The organism is Neobacillus sp. 114 (genome assembly GCF_030127045.1).
In the GTDB taxonomy this organism is placed as follows: Bacteria; Bacillota; Bacilli; order Bacillales; family Cytobacillaceae; genus Neobacillus; species Neobacillus rhizophilus.
Map to the genome: position 1 here is coordinate 2,859,781 of NZ_CP126144.1, position 18,418 is coordinate 2,878,198.

The window sequence follows — 18,418 nt, forward strand, 5'->3', positions numbered from 1 at the left end:
CGCAAGAACCGTCCCCATAAATCCATTTTAATTTGCAACCGTATTGGTTTGTTTATTTTTTTGCTGTTCTAATTGTTTGACCGCCTCATTGCTAGTATCGACGCGCTTAACGAATAACGCTAAGATGAGGGCAACAATATTGATTCCAAGTGCTACATAGAATGAATATTGAATGCCTGCTAATAAAGCCTTTTGTGTTAATAGCGCTTTTGAAGCAGCAGTAAAGGTTGTTAGGTCAACACCAGACATTAGGCTTGTAGCTTCCGATTTTGTAACGGAATTCATAATTGTTACTAGAACGGCTGTACCAATGGAACCAGATACTTGCTGAGCTGTATTGTTAACAGCTGTACCGTGTGGGTTTAAGCGCGTCGGTAATTGATTGAGGCCGTTTGTCATAATTGGCATCATCACCATTGACATACCTAACATACGCAAAGTGTAAACAGGTATAATATAGGTATAACTAGAGTCGATTTGCAGGTTTGCCAGCATATAAGTAGAAATGGCTGTGACTAAAAGACCTGATACACCTAGAATGCGTGGACCAAATTTATCGAATAACTTACCTGTAATCGGCGACATAATCCCCATTACAATCGCACCAGGCAGCATCATTAAACCTGAATCAAGCGGGGAAATACCACGAACATTTTGAACATATGCCGGTGTTAAAATCATGCCGGAGAACATGGCCACTGCATTGACAATCGCAATGACAGAGCCAAGTGCAAACATTGGGTACTTGTAGACACGTAAATCTAATAATGGTTCATCCATTTTCAATTGACGGACGATAAAGGAAATTAGTGCAACAGCTCCAACGATTAAAGTGGTTAAGACGATTGTGTCTGTCCAGCCGTCTGAGCTTGCAGAACTGAAACCATATAACAAACCACCAAAGCCGATAGAAGATAATATAACAGAAAAATAATCCAGCTTTGCATTTTTATTTTGTTCCATTACATTCTCAAGCTTCCAAATGGCTAATAGTAAACTAATGATAGCTAACGGTAAAATCATTTCGAAAAGTAATCGCCAATCATAATTTTCTACAATATAACCGGATAATGTCGGGCCGATTGCAGGGGCTGTAATCATGACTAATCCGAAAACACCCATTGCTGTCCCGCGTTTTTCTCGTGGGAAACTGATCAGCATCACATTCATTAACAAAGGTCCCATTACGGAAGAACCTGCTGCCTGGATTAAACGTCCGGTAAGTAATACACTAAAGTTTGGAGCATAGGCTGCTAATGCAGTACCTAGAGTGAAAATGGCGAGCGATGTTATAAATAAACGGCGATTCGAAAAGCGTGTTAACAAAAATGCTGATGCTGGAATTAAAACGCCGCTAACCAGCATATACCCTGTTGCAAGCCACTGGATAGTGGAATAATCTTTAATATTTAAATCTACCATCATTGATGGCAGAGCCACATTTAAAAGTGAATTATTTAAAAATGATACAAATGCTCCGACGAATAAAATCGCTAGCATTAAATAGGGTGTTTTCTTTTGTTGTATTGTTGAATCCATATATGATTCTCCTCTTTTATATTTTTTTAAGCATTATAGGCCGTTTACAAATCGCTGCCTTAATACCTTGTTGCCTAAGCCTTTCTACAATCTTTTTTAAATCAACATGCTCTTTTTTAATTCCTTCAAGGGAATTCATCGGGGTTCTTCCTTGTATAACCCTCGCTTTATTAGGTCAAGTTGAACTTGATAATTTTGAAGAGCCTCCTCGTCCGTTAAATCCTTCACAAACATTTGAACAAGGTTATGAAAGGTTACAGCGGTTATTATTTTTATAACGTGATGCAGCTCTTGTTCATCCTTAATATTTAAATTTCCTTTGTTAATTAAGCTAACCATATCTAAATAACGATTCTTCTGATCTTCTTCATAAATGTTATTAGCCAAAGTTTTTTCCAGTTTATAGTTCATATTTAAAAAAGCATTTTTAAAAAGATTTTGATGCTCTGGATTCCTGTGATACTTAATCATAAGTTGAAATGAATCAATAAAAGTATCAAATAAATCACCGTTATTCACATATAAGCTTGAAACAAATCGCTCATAATTGATTTGGGAGAGCCGGCTTAACAAATAATAAAACAAATCCTCTTTGTCCTCGAAATATTGGTAAAAACTGCCTCTCGGTATCCCAGCATCTTTGATAATGTTAGCAATAGATGCTTCATGTAGCGGGACTCTGGAGAATTCTTTCCTGGCGGATTGAATTAAAGTATCCTGTTTATCTTTAGGTAAATGAAAAAACGTTTGTTTAGGCATCAATATTCTCCTATCTGGGATGTGACACTGTGTCACAATTCTTGATAAGAAGTATTATATGTGACACGTTGTCATAAGTCAATAACGAAAGTGACAATGTGTCATATTTATTTAGTAAATCGAAAAGCACAATTCAAACAATATTCTGAAAAAGGTGATAAAATGGAAAATGTGAAATAATTTTAATCATTAATACATTATTTAGGGGAGGTACTTAAAAACATGGAGCAATTGTCCAGAACAAAGACGGTCCTTGGCATTGCTTTTGTTGTTCTGATTTGGGGAACAATGTGGCCGGTTTACAAAGTGTCTCTCAACTATTCGCCGCCGATGCTTTTTGCCGGATTGCGTGGAGTGATTGGCGGGGTTTTTTTGGCGTTAATTTTAATCCCGCAATGGCGAAAAATCCAATGGAAAAAAACGTGGTTTATTTATCTTATTTCAACTTTTTTTAATATCCTTATGTTCAATGGCATCCAGATGATTGGCTTGCAGTATCTTCCTTCCGGCTTATTTAGCGTTATTGTGTATCTGCAGCCCGTGCTTGTGGTTTTGCTAGCTTGGCTGTGGCTGAAGGAATCCTTATCAGTAAAGAAAATTCTAGGCATGGTCATTGGATTTCTTGGCGTAGTCGTGGTAAGTCTTGATGGGATGTCGGGAAAAATTTCTGTAATTGGAATTATTCTAGCACTTATTACCGGTATCGGCTGGGCCATCGGAACTGTCTATGTGAAAAAAACTAGTGCACTTGTGCACAACCTATGGCTTGTAGCCATCCAAAATATGATTGGAGGCTTGCTTATGTTCGGTTATGGAGCATACACTGAAAACGTCCATGCCATTAACTGGACCATATCATTTGTCTGGAGCCTATTATACGCCGGAATCTTTGGAGTAACATTGGCAACGGCGGCCTACCTGAAATTGATGAGTGCTGGTGAAGCAAGTAAGGTTGGTTCCTTCACATTCCTGGTGCCAATGATCAGCGTTGTTATCGGTACATTTATGCTAAAAGAACCGTTTACCGCCAGTTTATTTGGCGGCATGATATTAATTCTGTTAAGCATTTACCTTATTAACCACAAAGTCTCACGAAAAACGGCTGCAGATATGGGAATGCGGCATGCAAACTAATGAAGCGAAGGTGGGTCTTGTCAAACCAAAGATCCGCTTTTTTATTTGAAATATTGAAGGAGTTTTTCCTATTCAAAAGAAAGCCGCCAATTATGGCGGCTTTTGACGTCAACTTGTCAAGCTTTGATGCTTTAAAAGGTATCTAGAATATTAAATTTATCAATTCTTCGCGATGAAAATGTGAACCATTTTGATTCTATTGATGAATTGCATCAAACGCTTGTTAGCCAAATGAAGGAAAAAACTACTGTCCTTATTAAAGGGTATTTTGGAATGCAGAATGCAATGAAAGTAAAAATGATTGATACAGCTATGTTTTTAAGAGACTATTTTAAATATTTCAAAAGAAAAAGCATGGATTCAGGTCCATGCTTTTTCTTTTTGACTAGGAGAATTCCTCTCAATTCTTACCTGTTTTTTCCATCACTGCAAAGTAGTTATTTTCGCTGTCTGCAAAATTAAACACCTTACCATTGGGCATATTAACAATTTCTCCAACTGTAACGTTTTTGTTTGATAAGTCGCTATGTAATTGCTCAAGATTTTTTGTGAAAAACATTAAAGAGGGCGTGCCTAGGTTTAACTCAGGTGCCATTTTAGAAACGAATTCTTTATTGTGCAGAATGATGCTTGTCTCAGCCTGATTAGTCGGGGCGACTTCAATCCAACGCATGCCTTGACCGTTATCTTCTTCTGAAATAACCGTAAATCCAACCTTTTCTGTCCAAAATTTTACCGCTTCATCCTGATTGTTAACATAAACCATAACTTGACCTAAAATATTAATCATAAAATTCACTCCTATCAATTTGATTTTATTATACCTAATATTGACACAAAGGAAGAGGGGGATACTTCTTTAAATTTTTAATAAGCCCGTTCCAACTGATGCATCCGCTCCAATATTCTCCGTTTCCGATACAGCATAATCCCTGTTTCCGCAACATCCCCAATAAGTGATTTATTAACAAATGCCCCAAAAATAATTCCGGCAATCGGAATCATTTGAAACAGCTTTTTCCAGCCAAAGTTGTCCCGATAGGTCATGACAACCTCACGCCAGCCCTGCAACTGAGAAAAAACCTGTGCATTTTGTTTTTCTTCATCAAAAGCCGCAAGTTCATCTAGAATGGCTTTTTTCCCGACAATATCTGAAGAAGCAAACTGCAGACATTTTACAATAAAGATTCGCTCCGATTTTTCCCTAGGGTCGTATCCATAACACAATGCGACTTCTTGTAGTACTTTTAGGGACATACCGATTAGCAGGGGAATATCGATAGCGAGTGTAAAGATTCCGCCAATCCCGGTTGTGGCACCTTGAACAGTAGCCATATTGGTTCGCGAATTTCGAATTTGCTCGGCTACTGCATCCATTTTGCGGATTGGCATCGCCTGTACTTGATTAAAACTTACCACATCACGGTCAAACTTTTTTAAAATACCATCCTCATTAATCAAGTACTGTCCGCCCGTTTGTATGTATCCTCCCAATTCATCAATGGCTGTGCCAAGCTTTTCCTGAATTGATTTCGGGGTAAGTTTATCAAGCAAAACAAAGGGAAGGCGGCCGATTTTCTCCCAGAACCATAAGCCCTTTTGATCCTTTTCCCATTTTTCAATCTTCCGTAATTCACTTTTTAAAAAATCAGCTGAGTCCATTGCTGTCAAAAAAATCAACTCCAAATCGATTAATTTCTTAATGTTTATACGTTTCAACCATAAGAGTAGTTTCAACCAATTTGTCCAAAAACATTTGTTTAAAAACCATCACGTTGACTGTATAGTTCAAAATGTGATATAGTAAACATAAAATAGGAAGGGGTGAGTAAGTTGGGAAGTTGTATCGAATTGGTGAACTAGCAGCAGTTATGAACATCTCCAAACGAACAATCGATTACTACACCCAAATAGGCTTACTAAACCCTGTGCGGGCAAATTCAAATTATCGATTGTACGGAGAAGAGAGCGTCCAAGTCTTAAAATTAGTGGAGCATTACAAAAATTTGAATATGCCGCTTGAAGAAATCAAGTCATTCATCGAACTGATGAAAGCGGACTGCGGCATTGACAAAGAAAAAGTAGAAAAACACGTGGATCAGATTGCCAACATTATGCAGCATCTGAAAGAGGAAATTAAAATCATCGAACCATTTCTGCAAAAATTAAACGAGCATGAAAAAGAAATGGTTGTCAATAAGCTGTCACCGCAGGGTGTCACGTTGGCACAAACCTTGTTATTACTATTAAACTAATTTTTTCAAAAAACAGGAGGTGTATTCCTTGCTTACATTTTGTAAGTAAGGATTCTATTGACCATTATTAATTTATTTGTAATTGCTATTTTAATAGCTTTTACTGCATTTTTCGTAGCTTACGAATTTGCTATTGTTAAAGTCCGCAGCACGCGGATTGATCAGCTTGTGGCCGAGGGAAATAAAAGTGCCATTGCTGCAAGAAAAATTATTTCAAATCTTGATGAATATTTATCTGCCTGTCAATTGGGTATTACCGTAACAGCTTTAGGTTTAGGGTGGTTGGGAGAACCGACAGTGGAACATATATTACATCCGCTGTTCAATAGCTTGAGCATGCCGGAATCAGTGACGACAATTGCTTCGTTTGTAATTGCCTTTACATTGGTCACTTTTATTCACGTGGTAGTCGGGGAGCTTGCACCGAAAACTTTGGCCATTCAAAAAGCTGAGAAAGTTACATTAATATTGGCAAGGCCGATGATTCTTTTTTATAAAATTGCATATCCGTTTGTAAAAGCATTAAACGGATCGGCCCGTTTTATTACAGGACTCTTTGGATTGAAGCTTGCCTCAGAACACGAGCAGGCACACTCCGAAGAAGAGCTGCAAATCATCATTTCCGAAAGCTTTAAAAGCGGGGAAATTAATCAATCGGAATATCATTATGTAAACAATATTTTTGAATTTAACAATCGAATTGCCAAAGAAATCATGGTACCAAGGACCGAAATAGCAGCGTTTGACAAATCGCAAACTGTAGCCGAATGTCTCGAAATTATGAAGAAAGAGAATTACACGAGATACCCGGTGATCGATGGCGAGAAAGATAACATTGTCGGTATGGTAAATATGAAGGAAGTCTTAACGGACTTTATCTCTGGTAATCAGTTGGACGCAACGATTGACCAATATGTCCGTCCTGTCATTCAGGTATTTGAATCGATTGATATTGACAAGCTTTTGGTTAAAATGCAAAAAGAACGGATTCATATGGCGATTTTGATGGACGAATATGGCGGTACGGCCGGATTGGTGACTGTTGAGGACATTTTGGAAGAAATCGTCGGTGAAATCCGCGACGAATTTGACGCTGACGAAATGCCTGACATCAATCATATCAACGAAAACAAAACCATCGTGGATGGTAAAGTGCTGATTGAAGAAGTTAACGATTTATTTGGACTCGACCTCGATGATTCAGAAATGGATACCATCGGAGGCTGGGTTCTATCCGAAAAAATTGACGTTAGCGAAGGGGACAAAATACAATACGGAGACTTTGCATTTAAAGTCCTCGAAGTCGACGGCTACCATATTAAAACGTTGGAAATTGAAAAATTAGAACCACAGGCCACGCCTGCATAATATATAAGGATTCCCCTTGGTGCCTGAAAGGCACCAAGGGGAATCCTTTTTTTGGTTTAATTGGCTGGTTTTTTATTGTATGGAGTACAGTATTTAATTGAGAAAATAAAAAGATATCCCAAAACTGAATACTGAGCTTTTTGCGTATATAAATCGTAAACGCTTGAGGAAAACCTCAAGCGTCATTAGATGCCCATTGCAGGCAATCGAGCTATCCCTGTATAAACGGCCGGTTCTTTAAATGCCCTGAGTGCTCCTTCATGTACATATAAAACAATTCGTAGCGGACCCATCTAATCGGGAATTTGAAGGCAAGCTCATTTTTCTTATTGTAGACGAGCACGCTTTTCTTGTCGTACTCAACCCTTTTGATTTCATGAATACCAATGCTTTGTTGGTTGGCACCATCCTGCTTTACGAGCTGCTGGCCAATAATCAATACTTTTCTCTTTTTATTTTTATAGAATTCAAAATAACACAGCGCGCCGCCAACCACGGTGAAGAGAATCGAAATAAGAAGGGAGTTTTCCGTAAATCCGGATAATATTTCGCGTATCCAATGCACAATTGCCAGAGCGATAAAGAACCATGCACCTCTACTAAGCTTAGGAGAGCTTTGGAAGTATACACTATTATCATAATTCTGCTTTTCTTCGGCCCGTTCCTTGAAAAAGTCTTGTTTGTGCTTTTCAATCGGGGCTGAATCAAATTCCACATAATCCGTATAGGAATCGTTCCAAAGGACGGCGGTATCTTCTCCATCTTCAAGGGCATACGCACCTACCCAACCCACATACTCACGGTCATGCTCCTTAAAGCTCATTAAATAGTACCGCACAGGCTGGCCATAGTAATTTTCCATCTCCAATTTATCTTGAACCTGGATGTCGTCCGGATAATGGACAATCCCATCGTCTTCCTCCGGCAATTTGATAATGGTGGTAAAAAGACGGGTCTTGGCCAAATGAGGCTGCTTGCCCTCATGAATAGGGTAGAGGTGCTCCATATTACGATCCTTCAATTCCCAGTAGACCATTTCTGCCGTTTCGATATGCGTGGAGCACTCCTTTAAGATGCTGTCATCGTAAGGAAGGTTTTTAACAATGCACAGAAGGAGCGCTTCTGTTTTTAAAAATGGGTCACGGAATTTTAAAGCCTGCTGAAGTTCTATTTCCACCTCAGGAGTAAAATAATATTCTATCAAATTTAAGAACAGCCTCATACGATTCCTAACAATGAAATAACTGTCCTTCCAGGCGGTATACACATATTTCGTGGAATAATCCCGATCAAATTTCAAATATTCCTGTTTTTCTTTCACGTAATCTTCTAACAAAATGGGCAGAACTATATCTTTTTGATATCCCTTTTCATAACCCGAGGCATTCAACGACAGCAGCATGTCATAGGTTGAAAATTTAAAACGCTGGGATTCAAGCATGTCCAGTGAGGCATCAAGAACCCCTTTTAGCAATGCGGGATAGGGCGCCAATTGCCGGTAAGGGATAATAAAATCATTTGTCTTGATTAATTGAACAATTTTTTCTTCCAAAAAAGAAAAAATCTCTTCGTCTTCCGTTAAAATTAAGAAGTCAATTGCCCGTTCTTTCGCCTGAATGTCAAAACTATCAAAATGCCTGATAAGGCCCTCGGCAACTTCCGGTCTGAAAAAATCGCAAACGAAATCGATGAGGAAATAGGAAGGGTTATCCCAATGGTCGACGCGCTCGGGAAACTTGGAAGCCGCCGTTTTGATCATATTTTTCAAAAGATCAATCTGTACCTCTAGCCCTTCCTGCTGTTTATATTCAACTAGCTGTCCAAGGGCTTCATACCTTTTCTGCGGATTTTGGCTTTTCACTTGTCTTAGAATATTGCGCAGCTTGAATTCGTACAAATGCCTCACCAGCCTTGTAATCTAGTAAAATTTTACTCTTTCATTTCATTTTATTCCATTTCTATACATACGGCAATTGTAAAAATGGAGGATAAATGGCAGGTGTTCTTATTATAAGAAACTATTGACAGTTTTTTGATTTTTGCGATTATAGAAATAGAATTATATAGAAATTTCTCAGGGGGAGTCTATGTCTAAACCGAATATATGACCTTTTTCAGCCTTCGCTTCAGGATGGCTGGAACCAAACTAAATCGTACGATATCAACTGCTTTTTTCTCGTTGCCTTTTTCGGTGGTCTAATTCCCATGATGGTGCTTGGCATTAGGAGTGTTAACGGAGATTATGGGAGGGGGCAGCGAAAGGCTTATTACTATGGAAGATTTTCTAGATGCCATCGAGGTAACGAAACCAACGACGATCGAATGGTTAACAACCATTAAGAATTACATTAAGTACGCAAACCAAGGCTGCCATTATAGTGAGGCTGCAGCTTTTATTAAGGAGAATTTATAGATTTCTTGTAATGATACACAATAAGGCTTGGGCTAGCACAAGCTTTATTTTCTTTTGTTGTTTTTATATATAAGTCTAAATTGGTGTAATATGGATAATATTAGAAAAATTTTTAAGGGGCTATAACATGAGCGTCTTGACATCCTTTTTCAATATAATACTAATGAGTTTGCTTGAATTAGTATACCTTTTCGGAATCATCATTTTGGTAGGCTTGATTTTGGGTGTGTTGGAACGGTCTTCCAATTCCTTATTGTTTCGGGCATTTGGAGTAAAAGGAGTGCTCGCTACGGCGTGGATTGGTGTTCCTATTCATGAAATTGGGCATCTGCTGCAGTGCTTTTTATGGGGGCATAAGGTGACACAAGTGAAGCTGCTTCAGCTTAATAGCCCTGATGGCACGCTTGGTTTCGTGCGTCACCAATATAACACGAACAGTATATATCAGCAGGCGGGGAATTTTTTTATAGGGTTAGGGCCAATTTTTAGCGGCATAGGGTCGTTGTTATTAGGAATGTATTTGCTAGTTCCACAATCTTTTGCAACACTTGATTCTTTTATTGCACAGCATCTAACCTTTGAAAAAGTGGATTTGCCATTACTATTGACCGTATGGGAAATAGTAGTTGTTTTTAGCAAAAATTTATTTACCATAGAAAATTTCCTAAACCCGTTATTTTGGGTTTATTTTGTATTGGCCATCTGTATCTCTTCGCATATAGCTTTAAGCTGGGCAGACATTAAAGGCTCCGCCAGAGGTCTTGGGATGATTTTCTTTCTGCTTGTCCTATGGAATGTGACGGCCAGAATCTTTGGTTTTGATACGTACCATGCCGTTACCAAGCTGGCGGAGTATAATGCCTATGTGCTTGCTTTTTCCAGCATCGCATTAACTTTTTCTTTTTTAACATGGGTAATTAGCTATCTACTTTACCAGGTGAAAATACGGTTGGCCAATCGATGAAAATAGCCGTGACATATTTTTGTTGTTTTTTTAACTGCTGTGCTTTAATCCTTTAATGGTAGATAATTTTATTTTTCTGTTGGCCATGATCCCTAAACGAATCGAAATTCCAATTGAAACAATGGCAAGAATTGCAATCATGTAGACAACCCCGTGCCATCCGAATTGACTGTACATTGTTCCACTTGCTGTTCCTCCAATGCTCGAACCCGCATAATAGAAAAATAAGTATAACGATGCGGCTTGTGCCTTATCGTGAGTTGCGGCTTTGCCGACCCAGCCGCTGGCAATCGAATGACCGGCGAAAAATCCGTAGGTGAAGATGGCAATCCCCAAGATTTTGATCCATAAATGGGTGTTTAGCGTGATGCAGGCACCAACCAATAAGATGACCAAAGACAGCTGCAAAATTTTCTTTTTCCCATGCTGGTCCGCCAGCATACCCATCCAAGTGGAGCTAAAGGTTCCTACTAAATACACGATGAAAATAAATCCAACCAGGGTTTGGCTTAATGAATAAGGAGGTTTAATGAGCTCAAAGCCAATATAGTTGTATAAAGAAACAAAGCTGCCCATTAATAAAAATCCAATGATAAATAGATAAATGAGACCCGGTTCCTTAAATTGGCTAAACAATGAAAATGCCAGTTTTTTAATGGCTAATTTTTGCGGTGTGAAATGTGTAGATTTAGGCAAAATCAGCCAGAAAACAAAGCTTGCCAGTAAACTAATAATGCCAACGCCAATTAAGGCAACATGCCAGCTGAAATAATCGGTTAAAATGCCGCTGATAATCCTTCCTGCCATTCCGCCAATGGAATTCCCGCTGATATATAACCCCATTGCCATTCCTAAGCTTTTGCCTTCAATTTCCTCGCCTAAATAGGCCATTGCTACAGCCGGCAGGCCAGCAAGCGCAATGCCTTGTAAGATCCGACTTAAAATCAGTAAATGAAAATTGGGTGTAAAAGCCGTTAAAATGGATAGGATGGACGAGGTAAATAATGCGATCGTCATAATGGATTTACGTCCAAATACCTCCGATAAAGACCCGGCTATTAAAAGACTGATAGATAAGGCAATCGTAGTGGAAGACAAACTTAAACTGGAAACCGCCGGAGAAATATGAAATTCCTGAGCAAAATCCGGCAGCAGGGGCTGTGTTCCCCAAAGAATGGCAAAGGTACTAAAACCGCCTGCAAATAATGCTAGGTTTACCCTTTTAAATGTGCGTGTTCCACGTTGAATGTAACTCATTTTTTGAAGACTCCTTTATTTTGTTTTAACTAGATGCTGAACAAATTCTTTAAAGCGCTCGACAACTGGAGATGAGTACCCATCCTTCAACCAAGCAATTCCAATGTCTCTTTTGCAGATAGGATTATTTACACGAATGAGCTTAATTTTACTTCTATCAAGTACTTGGGTATCAGGCACTAATGAAACACCTAATTTTGCTCCAACTAAACCGGAAACTGTGCCAATATCCTCTCCTTCGAACACAACCTTGGGGGAAAAACCAGCTTTTTGGCATAATTGATTAATAATGGTCTGCAGTTCATTCACATCTTTAAAAGAGATAAAGGGCTGGTCTTTTATTATGTTTAAATCAATTTCATTATTGACGGCAAGCGGATGATCAATCGAAACAATTAGAAATAATTCCTCCGTTAAAAGCGGTTCGCAGATAACCTCTTTATCATCATGGAACAGCGTGATTAGGGCCAAATCAACCTTTCTAGACTTTAATTGTTCCACAATCTGTCGATTCGAAGCTTGGTTTAATTGAAACTTCACATTAGGGTGCTCTATTTGATAATGACTTAAGATTTTAGGAATCACACTCATCCCAAGCGAAGGGAGGAAGGATAATGAGACGGTCCCGTTATCCGGGTGAATTTCATCCCAAATTTCCTGCTTACCAATCTCGATTTGTTGGATGGCTTGCTCTACATGATTTAAAAAGATTTTTCCATATCGATTCAAATAAATATTCCGGCCTTTGCGGTCGAATAGTTGCACACCTAATTCGTCCTCGAGCTTTGCGATGGAGCGGCTAAGAGCAGGCTGCGAAATGGATAACTGCTCGGCTGCCCGTGTAATATGCTGGGCTTTGGCCACTGTTTGAAAATAATTAATTTGATCCCATTCCATCTAAATCCCTCTTATGGTTTTGATATTACTATCATACTCTTCTTTTTACATAACTTCTAATTGTTAATATGCATGAAATTGATGCATGGGAGGTATGATTTATTTGCGGCAGAATTATCAAAAAATCCAAAATAAAAAGGCGTGGCAATCACGACCATTCCTTCTTATTTTAGTCTGAAATACCAAATTGTTCTTTTGCAATCAATTTGAACTGCTGTGGGTCAATATCCTTTTTGATCATTTTTCCATTTGCCCATTCAGTTAAAGAAGTGTCAGTAAGGATTAAGTTACCCCTATCAGTGAACCTAGTGATTAATGGCTTTTTATTAAATGAGGATTCGGGGTGCTCGATGATGATTTTTTGCACCTCATTTAAATCGGATTCGTCGACGGATTTCCTAGTGTTAAAAGCATAGCCAACTTTCCAATCTTGGTCTTTATGCTTTAGTTTTATATGGAAAATGTAATTTCCATGTTCTGTGTCCGATTGTTCGACGCGGAATTCCCCATTTTGGGATGTTACGATTTCCCCGCTGAATGGGACGGGCTTCAATGGCAGGTTCCCGCCAAAACCTGTGTCTATAAGGAAACACTGCCCGTTGTGGGTGATGACAATCGCCACGTGGGTTCTTCCGGTAGAACTCCATTCCTTGGCATTATGATTGTATACTACACCCTGAACCAAGGAGACATTAAAACCATTTTCGATTAAAAAATAGTAGAGAATGGTGTTAAGATCATAACAAAGTCCGCCTTCATTTTTTAATAGGATTCTGTTTTTTAGATTTTCTTTTGAAATTGCGGCAGTTTTATTAGTGATGATGCACAAATTTTCAAAGGGAATGGATTTTGCTGTTTTTTCAAGAATGGTGTCTACTTTTTCAAAGGTAACAGTTTCGTCTTGAGGGTATCCAATTCTTTTGCGGAATAATAGATTTAATTCACCCATTCGTAAATCCTCCATACATTTTATTTTCATCAATCAATTAAAATTGCGAAATATGAATTATGTAAAAATTCTCCAAAATATATTATAGTTATATTAAAACCAAATTGAAAGAGGGTACATACATGATGGATTTCGTTAAGCTTGGTAATACAGGATTAGATGTTTCACGGTTATGTCTTGGCTGCATGAGTTTTGGTGTTCCCGAGCGAGGCACTCACCAGTGGGTGCTTAACGAAGAACTAAGCCGCCCGATTATTAAAAAGGCACTTGACGATGGCATCAACTTTTTTGACACGGCAAACGCATATTCAGACGGTACGAGCGAGGAAATTATCGGCCGCGCCCTGAAAGAGTTCGCTAACAGGGATGAGATTGTCATTGCAACCAAAGTGTACATGCGCACGCATAAAGGGCCGAATGGTGCTGGACTCTCTAGAAAATCAATTATGGCAGAAATCGATAATAGCCTGAAGCGTCTCGGCTCCGATTATGTCGACCTGTATCAGATTCACCGCTGGGACTACCATACGCCAATCGAAGAGACGATGGAAGCCCTGCATGATGTGGTGAAGGCAGGAAAGGCCAGATATATTGGCGCTTCATCCATGTATGCGTGGCAGTTTATGAAAGCGCAAAATGTTGCCGAGCGGAACGGATGGACTCGGTTTGTTTCCATGCAAAACCACTTAAACCTCTTGTATCGTGAAGAGGAACGCGAAATGCTGCCGCTCTGCCGGGAAGAGAAAATTGGTGTTATTCCTTGGAGTCCGCTGGCAAGAGGGAAGCTGACCCGCGACTGGGTAGAAACGACTTCCCGCTCTCAGACAGATGAATTCGGCAAAACACTTTACACATCTGCAATTGAGGCGGATCGTAAAATCGTCGAACGTGTAGCGGAATTGGCCGCAAAACGGGAGGTTACCCGTGCACAAATTGCACTCGCGTGGGTGCTGCAAAAGGCGCCTGTTACAGCACCTATCATAGGGGTCACAAAAATGCCTCATCTTGAAGATGCAGTTGCAGCAATCTCTATTAAACTGACCCCAGAAGAAGTGGCCTATTTGGAAGAACCTTATGTCCCTCATCCGGTTCGCGGCTTCTAATAGTGCCTCATAATATTACAACTGCTTACTGTTAAATAAAAAGACTACGAAATTCCTCGTAGTCTTTTTCGCACTATTATTAGACATCTCAATTTTTATGTGTTCCATGGTCATAACGCTCGACATTTTGTTCAACCGTGTCCCACCCGAATTCCTCGTTAATATCCTTCACTAGCTCATTTAAAAATTCATCAGATAAGATAGGATTTTTTTCGTTTCGCATGAAAATCCCCCTTTTGTTTATTTTATCGAATAAACGCTGGCACTATTACTTAACATAACCGTTTATCTTTAAAAAAAATCATTTACAACAGGAGAACAGGGGAGTATGATATTCACAGTTTCAAATTTCTAAATCGCTGAAACCGATAGGTGCGGGGGAACCATTTTTTTGGATTATTAGTAAATCCTAGGGGTGAATCCTTTCAGGCAGGGCTACTCATTGGTCCGAACCCGACAGCTAACCTCGCAAGCGTTATATTGAGAAGGAAGGCGGAGCTTGTGATGCAAAAGAAATGATGTGTCTACAGGTCTATTCGAAATGACTTGGAGGCACTTTTTATTTTGTGAAAAATAGGGAAACTTACTTACATCTAATGAAATTTGGCGGTGACATGAATGTTTTCTTCCGTAAAAAGGTTCTTGATAGGAAGGCCTTTAAAATCACATGAATTAGGGGAACAAAAAATTAGTAAAACGAAAGCATTGGCTATTCTCTCTTCGGATGCTTTGTCTTCAGTGGCTTATGGTCCTGAACAGATTTTGATTGTCCTCGTGACAGTTGGTGCGACCGCATTCTGGTATTCCATTCCGATCGCCGTCGGCGTATTGATTCTGTTAACTGCACTTATCTTGTCTTATCAGCAAATCATCTTTGCTTATCCGTACGGTGGCGGAGCCTATGTGGTGTCGAAGAGTAATTTGGGAGTAAATTCCGGGCTGGTGGCCGGAGGATCTCTGTTAGTGGATTATATTTTAACTGTTGCAGTAAGTGTTTCCGCCGGAACGGATGCCATCACTTCAGCCTTTCCTAATTTGCATGGCGATAATGTGGGAATTGCGATTCTGTTTGTTCTTTTTATTACCCTTTTAAATTTAAGGGGAGTGACGGAGTCTGCGTCCATTTTAGCCTATCCCGTATACCTTTTTGTCTTGGCTCTGTTTATTTTAATAGGTGTGGGTTTATATAAAATCTTGACTGGCCAAATTTCGCCTGCCTTACATACTCCTATAGGGACGCCAGTGGCTGGGATCAGTTTGTTTATTTTATTAAGGGCATTTGCCTCCGGGAGCTCTGCCTTAACAGGTGTTGAAGCGATTTCGAATGCCATTCCAAACTTTAAAGATCCAGCGCCGAAAAACGCCGCGAAAACTTTAATGGCAATGGGACTTCTGTTGGCGGTCCTTTTTTCGGGAATTGTCTATTTGGCCTATTATTACGGGATCGCGCCTAGAGCTGAAGTAACAGTTGTTTCTCAAATAGCAGAGCACACCTTTGGGCGGAATTTCATGTACTATTTTATACAGGGAACTACGGCTTTGATCTTAATTTTGGCTGCTAATACGGGGTATTCTGCATTTCCACTCTTGGCGGTCAATTTGGCAAAAGATAAATTCATCCCAAGAATGTTTCTAATCAGAGGAGACCGCTTAGGGTACTCAAATGGAATCATCATACTTGGCGCGGCATCTATCATCTTAATACTGGCCTTTAATGCGGAAACCGAGCATCTCATTCCGCTTTACGCCGTCGGGGTGTTTGTACCATTTACCCTGTCACAAACAGGAATGATGGTCAAATGGCTTCGCGAAAAACCAAATGGCTGGGTATTAAAGTTTGTTATTAATACCACTGGGGCCCTAATCAGTTTTATAGTAACACTCATCTTTTTCGTTACAAAATTTTCGCGGGTTTGGCCGATATTAATCTTTCTGCCATTAATTATTCTCCTATTCCACAGGATTAAAAAACATTATGAAGCAGTCGGGGACCAGCTTAGGATTTCCACCTGTGAGCCTGTTGTTCCGATAGAAGGGAACGTCATTGTCGTTCCGGTGGCGGGTATTACCCATGTGGTCGAAAATTCGATCAATTATGCAAAATCGCTGAAGCCCGACCAAATTATTGCTGTTTATGTCGCGTTTGAAAGAGAGGACGAGCATAAATTCGAAGAGAAATGGAAGAAATGGCACCCGGATATCCGCCTTGTGACGCTCCATTCTCATTACAGGAGTATCATTAATCCACTTACGAAGTTCGTGGATACTGTTGAACATAAAGCAAGCGAGGCCAATTTCCGTGTTACTGTCGTCATTCCGCAATTTATGCCAAAACATAGTTGGGAAAACATTCTTCATAATCAATCCAGCCTGCTGATCCGATCCTTTTTGCTGTACCGCAGAAACGTGATTGTCACGACGGTCCCATATCATTTGAAAAAGTAAATAAGACAAAAGGAAGGTGTAATCTGGCACCTTCCTTTTTTTGTGCATTCAAATGTTTTAGGTGCGAATAGTAGAGGTAGAGAAGTTCTTTATCATTTTTTGCAGATTTCTGTGTCCTTCTCTTAACTTAATTGCTTCTTCTGTAATCTTTTGGAAACCTTCCAAATCTCTGTCAGTAGCGTTTAAAAGGGACTTCGGCAAGCCTTCGACGATTTGTTGTAGGGTTAAATCCATGTAGATAACCACCTTTCAACTAATTTCGTTAGACAATGATTTTCGTCTTTTTAAATAAATTTTAGAAAAGACTGTTTTTTTCCTGCAGGCAACGTGAAAAACTTATCACCAAATATCGTCAGAATCATTCAGGATTGGCGGCTATTATTGAGCATCTTTCAAATAACGACAACAGATGCGCTTGTTGGCAGCGGATGCCAATCCAAACGGACTGCCGTTCAGAATAAAAATGAATAATTATTTTTTAATAAAAAATAATATTTATATGTACTTTTACTATTTGTCAATGGCAAATAGTAGAAAATCATTGAAAATTTTAGCGGAAAAATATACAATAAATTTGGGATAAAAGAAAAAATGCTTTTATCTCAATTAAAAGGATGGTTTTCTTTGGAAAGCAAACAGCTTCAAATGGAACTTTCAAGCTATATTGGCAGAGCACTTCGTGAAGCCTTTGGAAAGGGACCTGAATCCGTTTATGTTTCGATCAATCAGTCCTTTATTACAGTGTATTTGCGAAATTTCATCTCGCCGACTGAGAACGTTTTATTGGAACAAAAGCAAAAACAGTTGGTCCAAAGTACTAGGGATATTTTAATGGAAACCCTCATTCCAGAGTTTAAGGCATATATGAAAATCTTAACCGGATTGGACATCAAAGAGTTTTATTATGACTGGGGCTTGCATAATAAAAGCGGGATGTTTGTCTGTATTGGTTCTGACGCGACGAAAGACGAAAATAATGCGGAGTACAATGGAAGAAACTCAATTCATGAAGAAGTCAGGGTCATCAGCATTCAGGCCGAAAAAGAACCGGAGAAGATTGATTCCTATTTCATTAACAATCGAACATTGGTTGTGATTAGGAAGGGAATACTTGTTCCGATTGAGAAGGAGTTAATTCGGTTAGGCCATTCCGAAATATTAAAGCTCTCTAAACGTAATCTTGAAAAAAGATTATTACATAATAAAGGTAATTTCGAAGGCATTCTTCAAACAAAAGTGGCAGACATTTTTGTGGACTGGGATTTTCAATTAGATAAAAGTGCCATCGTACTAATCTTATCACCAACATCATAGGGCGGAAGTGAGTTAGACAAT

At 39.2% G+C, this 18,418-nt stretch carries 20 protein-coding genes and 1 riboswitch; of the genes, 9 read left to right on the top strand and 11 right to left on the bottom strand.

The window, feature by feature from the left end; translation table 11 throughout:
* Positions 1–27: 27 nt before the first annotated feature.
* The 3 genes from QNN06_RS13995 to QNN06_RS14005 are packed head-to-tail and all read right to left on the bottom strand — an operon-like array spanning position 28 to position 2,298.
* The gene (locus tag QNN06_RS13995) at positions 28–1,539 is read right to left on the bottom strand and encodes a DHA2 family efflux MFS transporter permease subunit (protein ID WP_284037745.1); all 1,512 of its coding nucleotides are present in this window, start codon (positions 1,537–1,539) and stop codon (positions 28–30) included.
* Between the two features lie 16 nt (positions 1,540–1,555).
* A complete protein-coding gene (locus tag QNN06_RS14000; protein ID WP_261363763.1) occupies positions 1,556–1,678 on the bottom strand; it encodes a hypothetical protein in 123 nt (40 codons plus the stop codon).
* Positions 1,675–2,298: a TetR/AcrR family transcriptional regulator gene (locus QNN06_RS14005; protein ID WP_284037746.1), complete on the bottom strand. Its 624-nt coding sequence runs from the start codon at positions 2,296–2,298 to the stop codon at positions 1,675–1,677. The genes QNN06_RS14000 and QNN06_RS14005 overlap by 4 nt, the downstream gene beginning before the upstream one ends.
* 222 nt (positions 2,299–2,520) lie before the next feature.
* On the opposite strand from QNN06_RS14005, the gene QNN06_RS14010 reads away from it, so the two are divergent.
* The gene (locus QNN06_RS14010; protein WP_284037747.1) at positions 2,521–3,432 is read left to right on the top strand and encodes a DMT family transporter; all 912 of its coding nucleotides are present in this window, start codon (positions 2,521–2,523) and stop codon (positions 3,430–3,432) included.
* A 400-nt stretch (positions 3,433–3,832) separates the two neighbouring features.
* Here QNN06_RS14010 and QNN06_RS14015 read toward each other — a convergent pair whose 3' ends face one another.
* Together QNN06_RS14015 and QNN06_RS14020 are read right to left on the bottom strand one after the other, a co-directional pair.
* Positions 3,833–4,222, bottom strand: a complete 390-nt coding sequence (locus QNN06_RS14015; RefSeq protein WP_284037748.1) for a VOC family protein — start codon at positions 4,220–4,222, stop codon at positions 3,833–3,835.
* A gap of 77 nt (positions 4,223–4,299) precedes the next feature.
* Positions 4,300–5,094: an EcsC family protein gene (locus QNN06_RS14020; protein ID WP_284037923.1), complete on the bottom strand. Its 795-nt coding sequence runs from the start codon at positions 5,092–5,094 to the stop codon at positions 4,300–4,302.
* A gap of 179 nt (positions 5,095–5,273) precedes the next feature.
* Here QNN06_RS14020 and QNN06_RS14025 point away from each other — a divergent pair, with 179 nt between their 5' ends.
* The gene (locus QNN06_RS14025) at positions 5,274–5,687 is read left to right on the top strand and encodes a MerR family transcriptional regulator (RefSeq protein ID WP_213115779.1); all 414 of its coding nucleotides are present in this window, start codon (positions 5,274–5,276) and stop codon (positions 5,685–5,687) included.
* A 57-nt stretch (positions 5,688–5,744) separates the two neighbouring features.
* The gene (locus QNN06_RS14030) at positions 5,745–7,055 is read left to right on the top strand and encodes a hemolysin family protein (protein WP_213115778.1); all 1,311 of its coding nucleotides are present in this window, start codon (positions 5,745–5,747) and stop codon (positions 7,053–7,055) included.
* A 211-nt stretch (positions 7,056–7,266) separates the two neighbouring features.
* Here QNN06_RS14030 and QNN06_RS14035 read toward each other — a convergent pair whose 3' ends face one another.
* Positions 7,267–8,952: a hypothetical protein gene (locus QNN06_RS14035; RefSeq protein ID WP_217036564.1), complete on the bottom strand. Its 1,686-nt coding sequence runs from the start codon at positions 8,950–8,952 to the stop codon at positions 7,267–7,269.
* Positions 8,953–9,327: 375 nt separating this feature from the next.
* Between QNN06_RS14035 and QNN06_RS14040 the strand changes: the two genes are divergently transcribed.
* Positions 9,328–9,468 carry a hypothetical protein gene (locus QNN06_RS14040; protein WP_284037749.1) on the top strand — a complete coding sequence of 47 codons (141 nt, stop codon included), beginning with the start codon at positions 9,328–9,330 and terminating at the stop codon, positions 9,466–9,468.
* A 127-nt stretch (positions 9,469–9,595) separates the two neighbouring features.
* Positions 9,596–10,432, top strand: a complete 837-nt coding sequence (locus tag QNN06_RS14045) for a hypothetical protein (protein WP_284037750.1) — start codon at positions 9,596–9,598, stop codon at positions 10,430–10,432.
* A 30-nt stretch (positions 10,433–10,462) separates the two neighbouring features.
* On the opposite strand, the gene QNN06_RS14050 is transcribed toward QNN06_RS14045, so the two are convergent.
* The 3 genes from QNN06_RS14050 to QNN06_RS14060 all read right to left on the bottom strand — a co-directional run bounded on the left by QNN06_RS14050 (position 10,463) and on the right by QNN06_RS14060 (position 13,535).
* Positions 10,463–11,689 (bottom strand): MFS transporter, encoded by a 1,227-nt coding sequence (locus QNN06_RS14050; RefSeq protein WP_213115774.1) that lies wholly within the window; start codon positions 11,687–11,689, stop codon positions 10,463–10,465.
* A 15-nt stretch (positions 11,690–11,704) separates the two neighbouring features.
* Positions 11,705–12,586, bottom strand: a complete 882-nt coding sequence (locus QNN06_RS14055) for a LysR family transcriptional regulator (RefSeq protein ID WP_217036562.1) — start codon at positions 12,584–12,586, stop codon at positions 11,705–11,707.
* Between the two features lie 169 nt (positions 12,587–12,755).
* Positions 12,756–13,535, bottom strand: coding sequence for an arylamine N-acetyltransferase family protein (locus tag QNN06_RS14060; RefSeq protein WP_284037751.1), 780 nt, complete (start codon positions 13,533–13,535; stop codon positions 12,756–12,758).
* A 125-nt stretch (positions 13,536–13,660) separates the two neighbouring features.
* Here QNN06_RS14060 and QNN06_RS14065 point away from each other — a divergent pair, with 125 nt between their 5' ends.
* The gene (locus QNN06_RS14065) at positions 13,661–14,638 is read left to right on the top strand and encodes an aldo/keto reductase (protein WP_284037924.1); all 978 of its coding nucleotides are present in this window, start codon (positions 13,661–13,663) and stop codon (positions 14,636–14,638) included.
* Between the two features lie 88 nt (positions 14,639–14,726).
* Here QNN06_RS14065 and QNN06_RS14070 read toward each other — a convergent pair whose 3' ends face one another.
* The gene (locus tag QNN06_RS14070; RefSeq protein WP_261363762.1) at positions 14,727–14,861 is read right to left on the bottom strand and encodes a hypothetical protein; all 135 of its coding nucleotides are present in this window, start codon (positions 14,859–14,861) and stop codon (positions 14,727–14,729) included.
* A gap of 124 nt (positions 14,862–14,985) precedes the next feature.
* Positions 14,986–15,128: riboswitch (cyclic di-AMP (ydaO/yuaA leader) on the top strand.
* 128 nt (positions 15,129–15,256) lie between these two features.
* Between QNN06_RS14070 and QNN06_RS14075 the strand changes: the two genes are divergently transcribed.
* Positions 15,257–17,083 carry an APC family permease gene (locus QNN06_RS14075; RefSeq protein ID WP_284037752.1) on the top strand — a complete coding sequence of 609 codons (1,827 nt, stop codon included), beginning with the start codon at positions 15,257–15,259 and terminating at the stop codon, positions 17,081–17,083.
* Between the two features lie 57 nt (positions 17,084–17,140).
* Here the strand turns inward: QNN06_RS14075 and QNN06_RS14080 are convergent, their stop codons facing one another.
* A complete protein-coding gene (locus QNN06_RS14080) occupies positions 17,141–17,317 on the bottom strand; it encodes a hypothetical protein (RefSeq protein WP_213115770.1) in 177 nt (58 codons plus the stop codon).
* A 93-nt stretch (positions 17,318–17,410) separates the two neighbouring features.
* Here QNN06_RS14080 and QNN06_RS14085 point away from each other — a divergent pair, with 93 nt between their 5' ends.
* Together QNN06_RS14085 and QNN06_RS14090 are read left to right on the top strand one after the other, a co-directional pair.
* Positions 17,411–17,554, top strand: coding sequence for a hypothetical protein (locus tag QNN06_RS14085; RefSeq protein WP_284037753.1), 144 nt, complete (start codon positions 17,411–17,413; stop codon positions 17,552–17,554).
* A 153-nt stretch (positions 17,555–17,707) separates the two neighbouring features.
* Positions 17,708–18,397 (top strand): Na-translocating system protein MpsC family protein, encoded by a 690-nt coding sequence (locus QNN06_RS14090; protein WP_217036560.1) that lies wholly within the window; start codon positions 17,708–17,710, stop codon positions 18,395–18,397.
* Positions 18,398–18,418 lie beyond the last annotated feature (21 nt).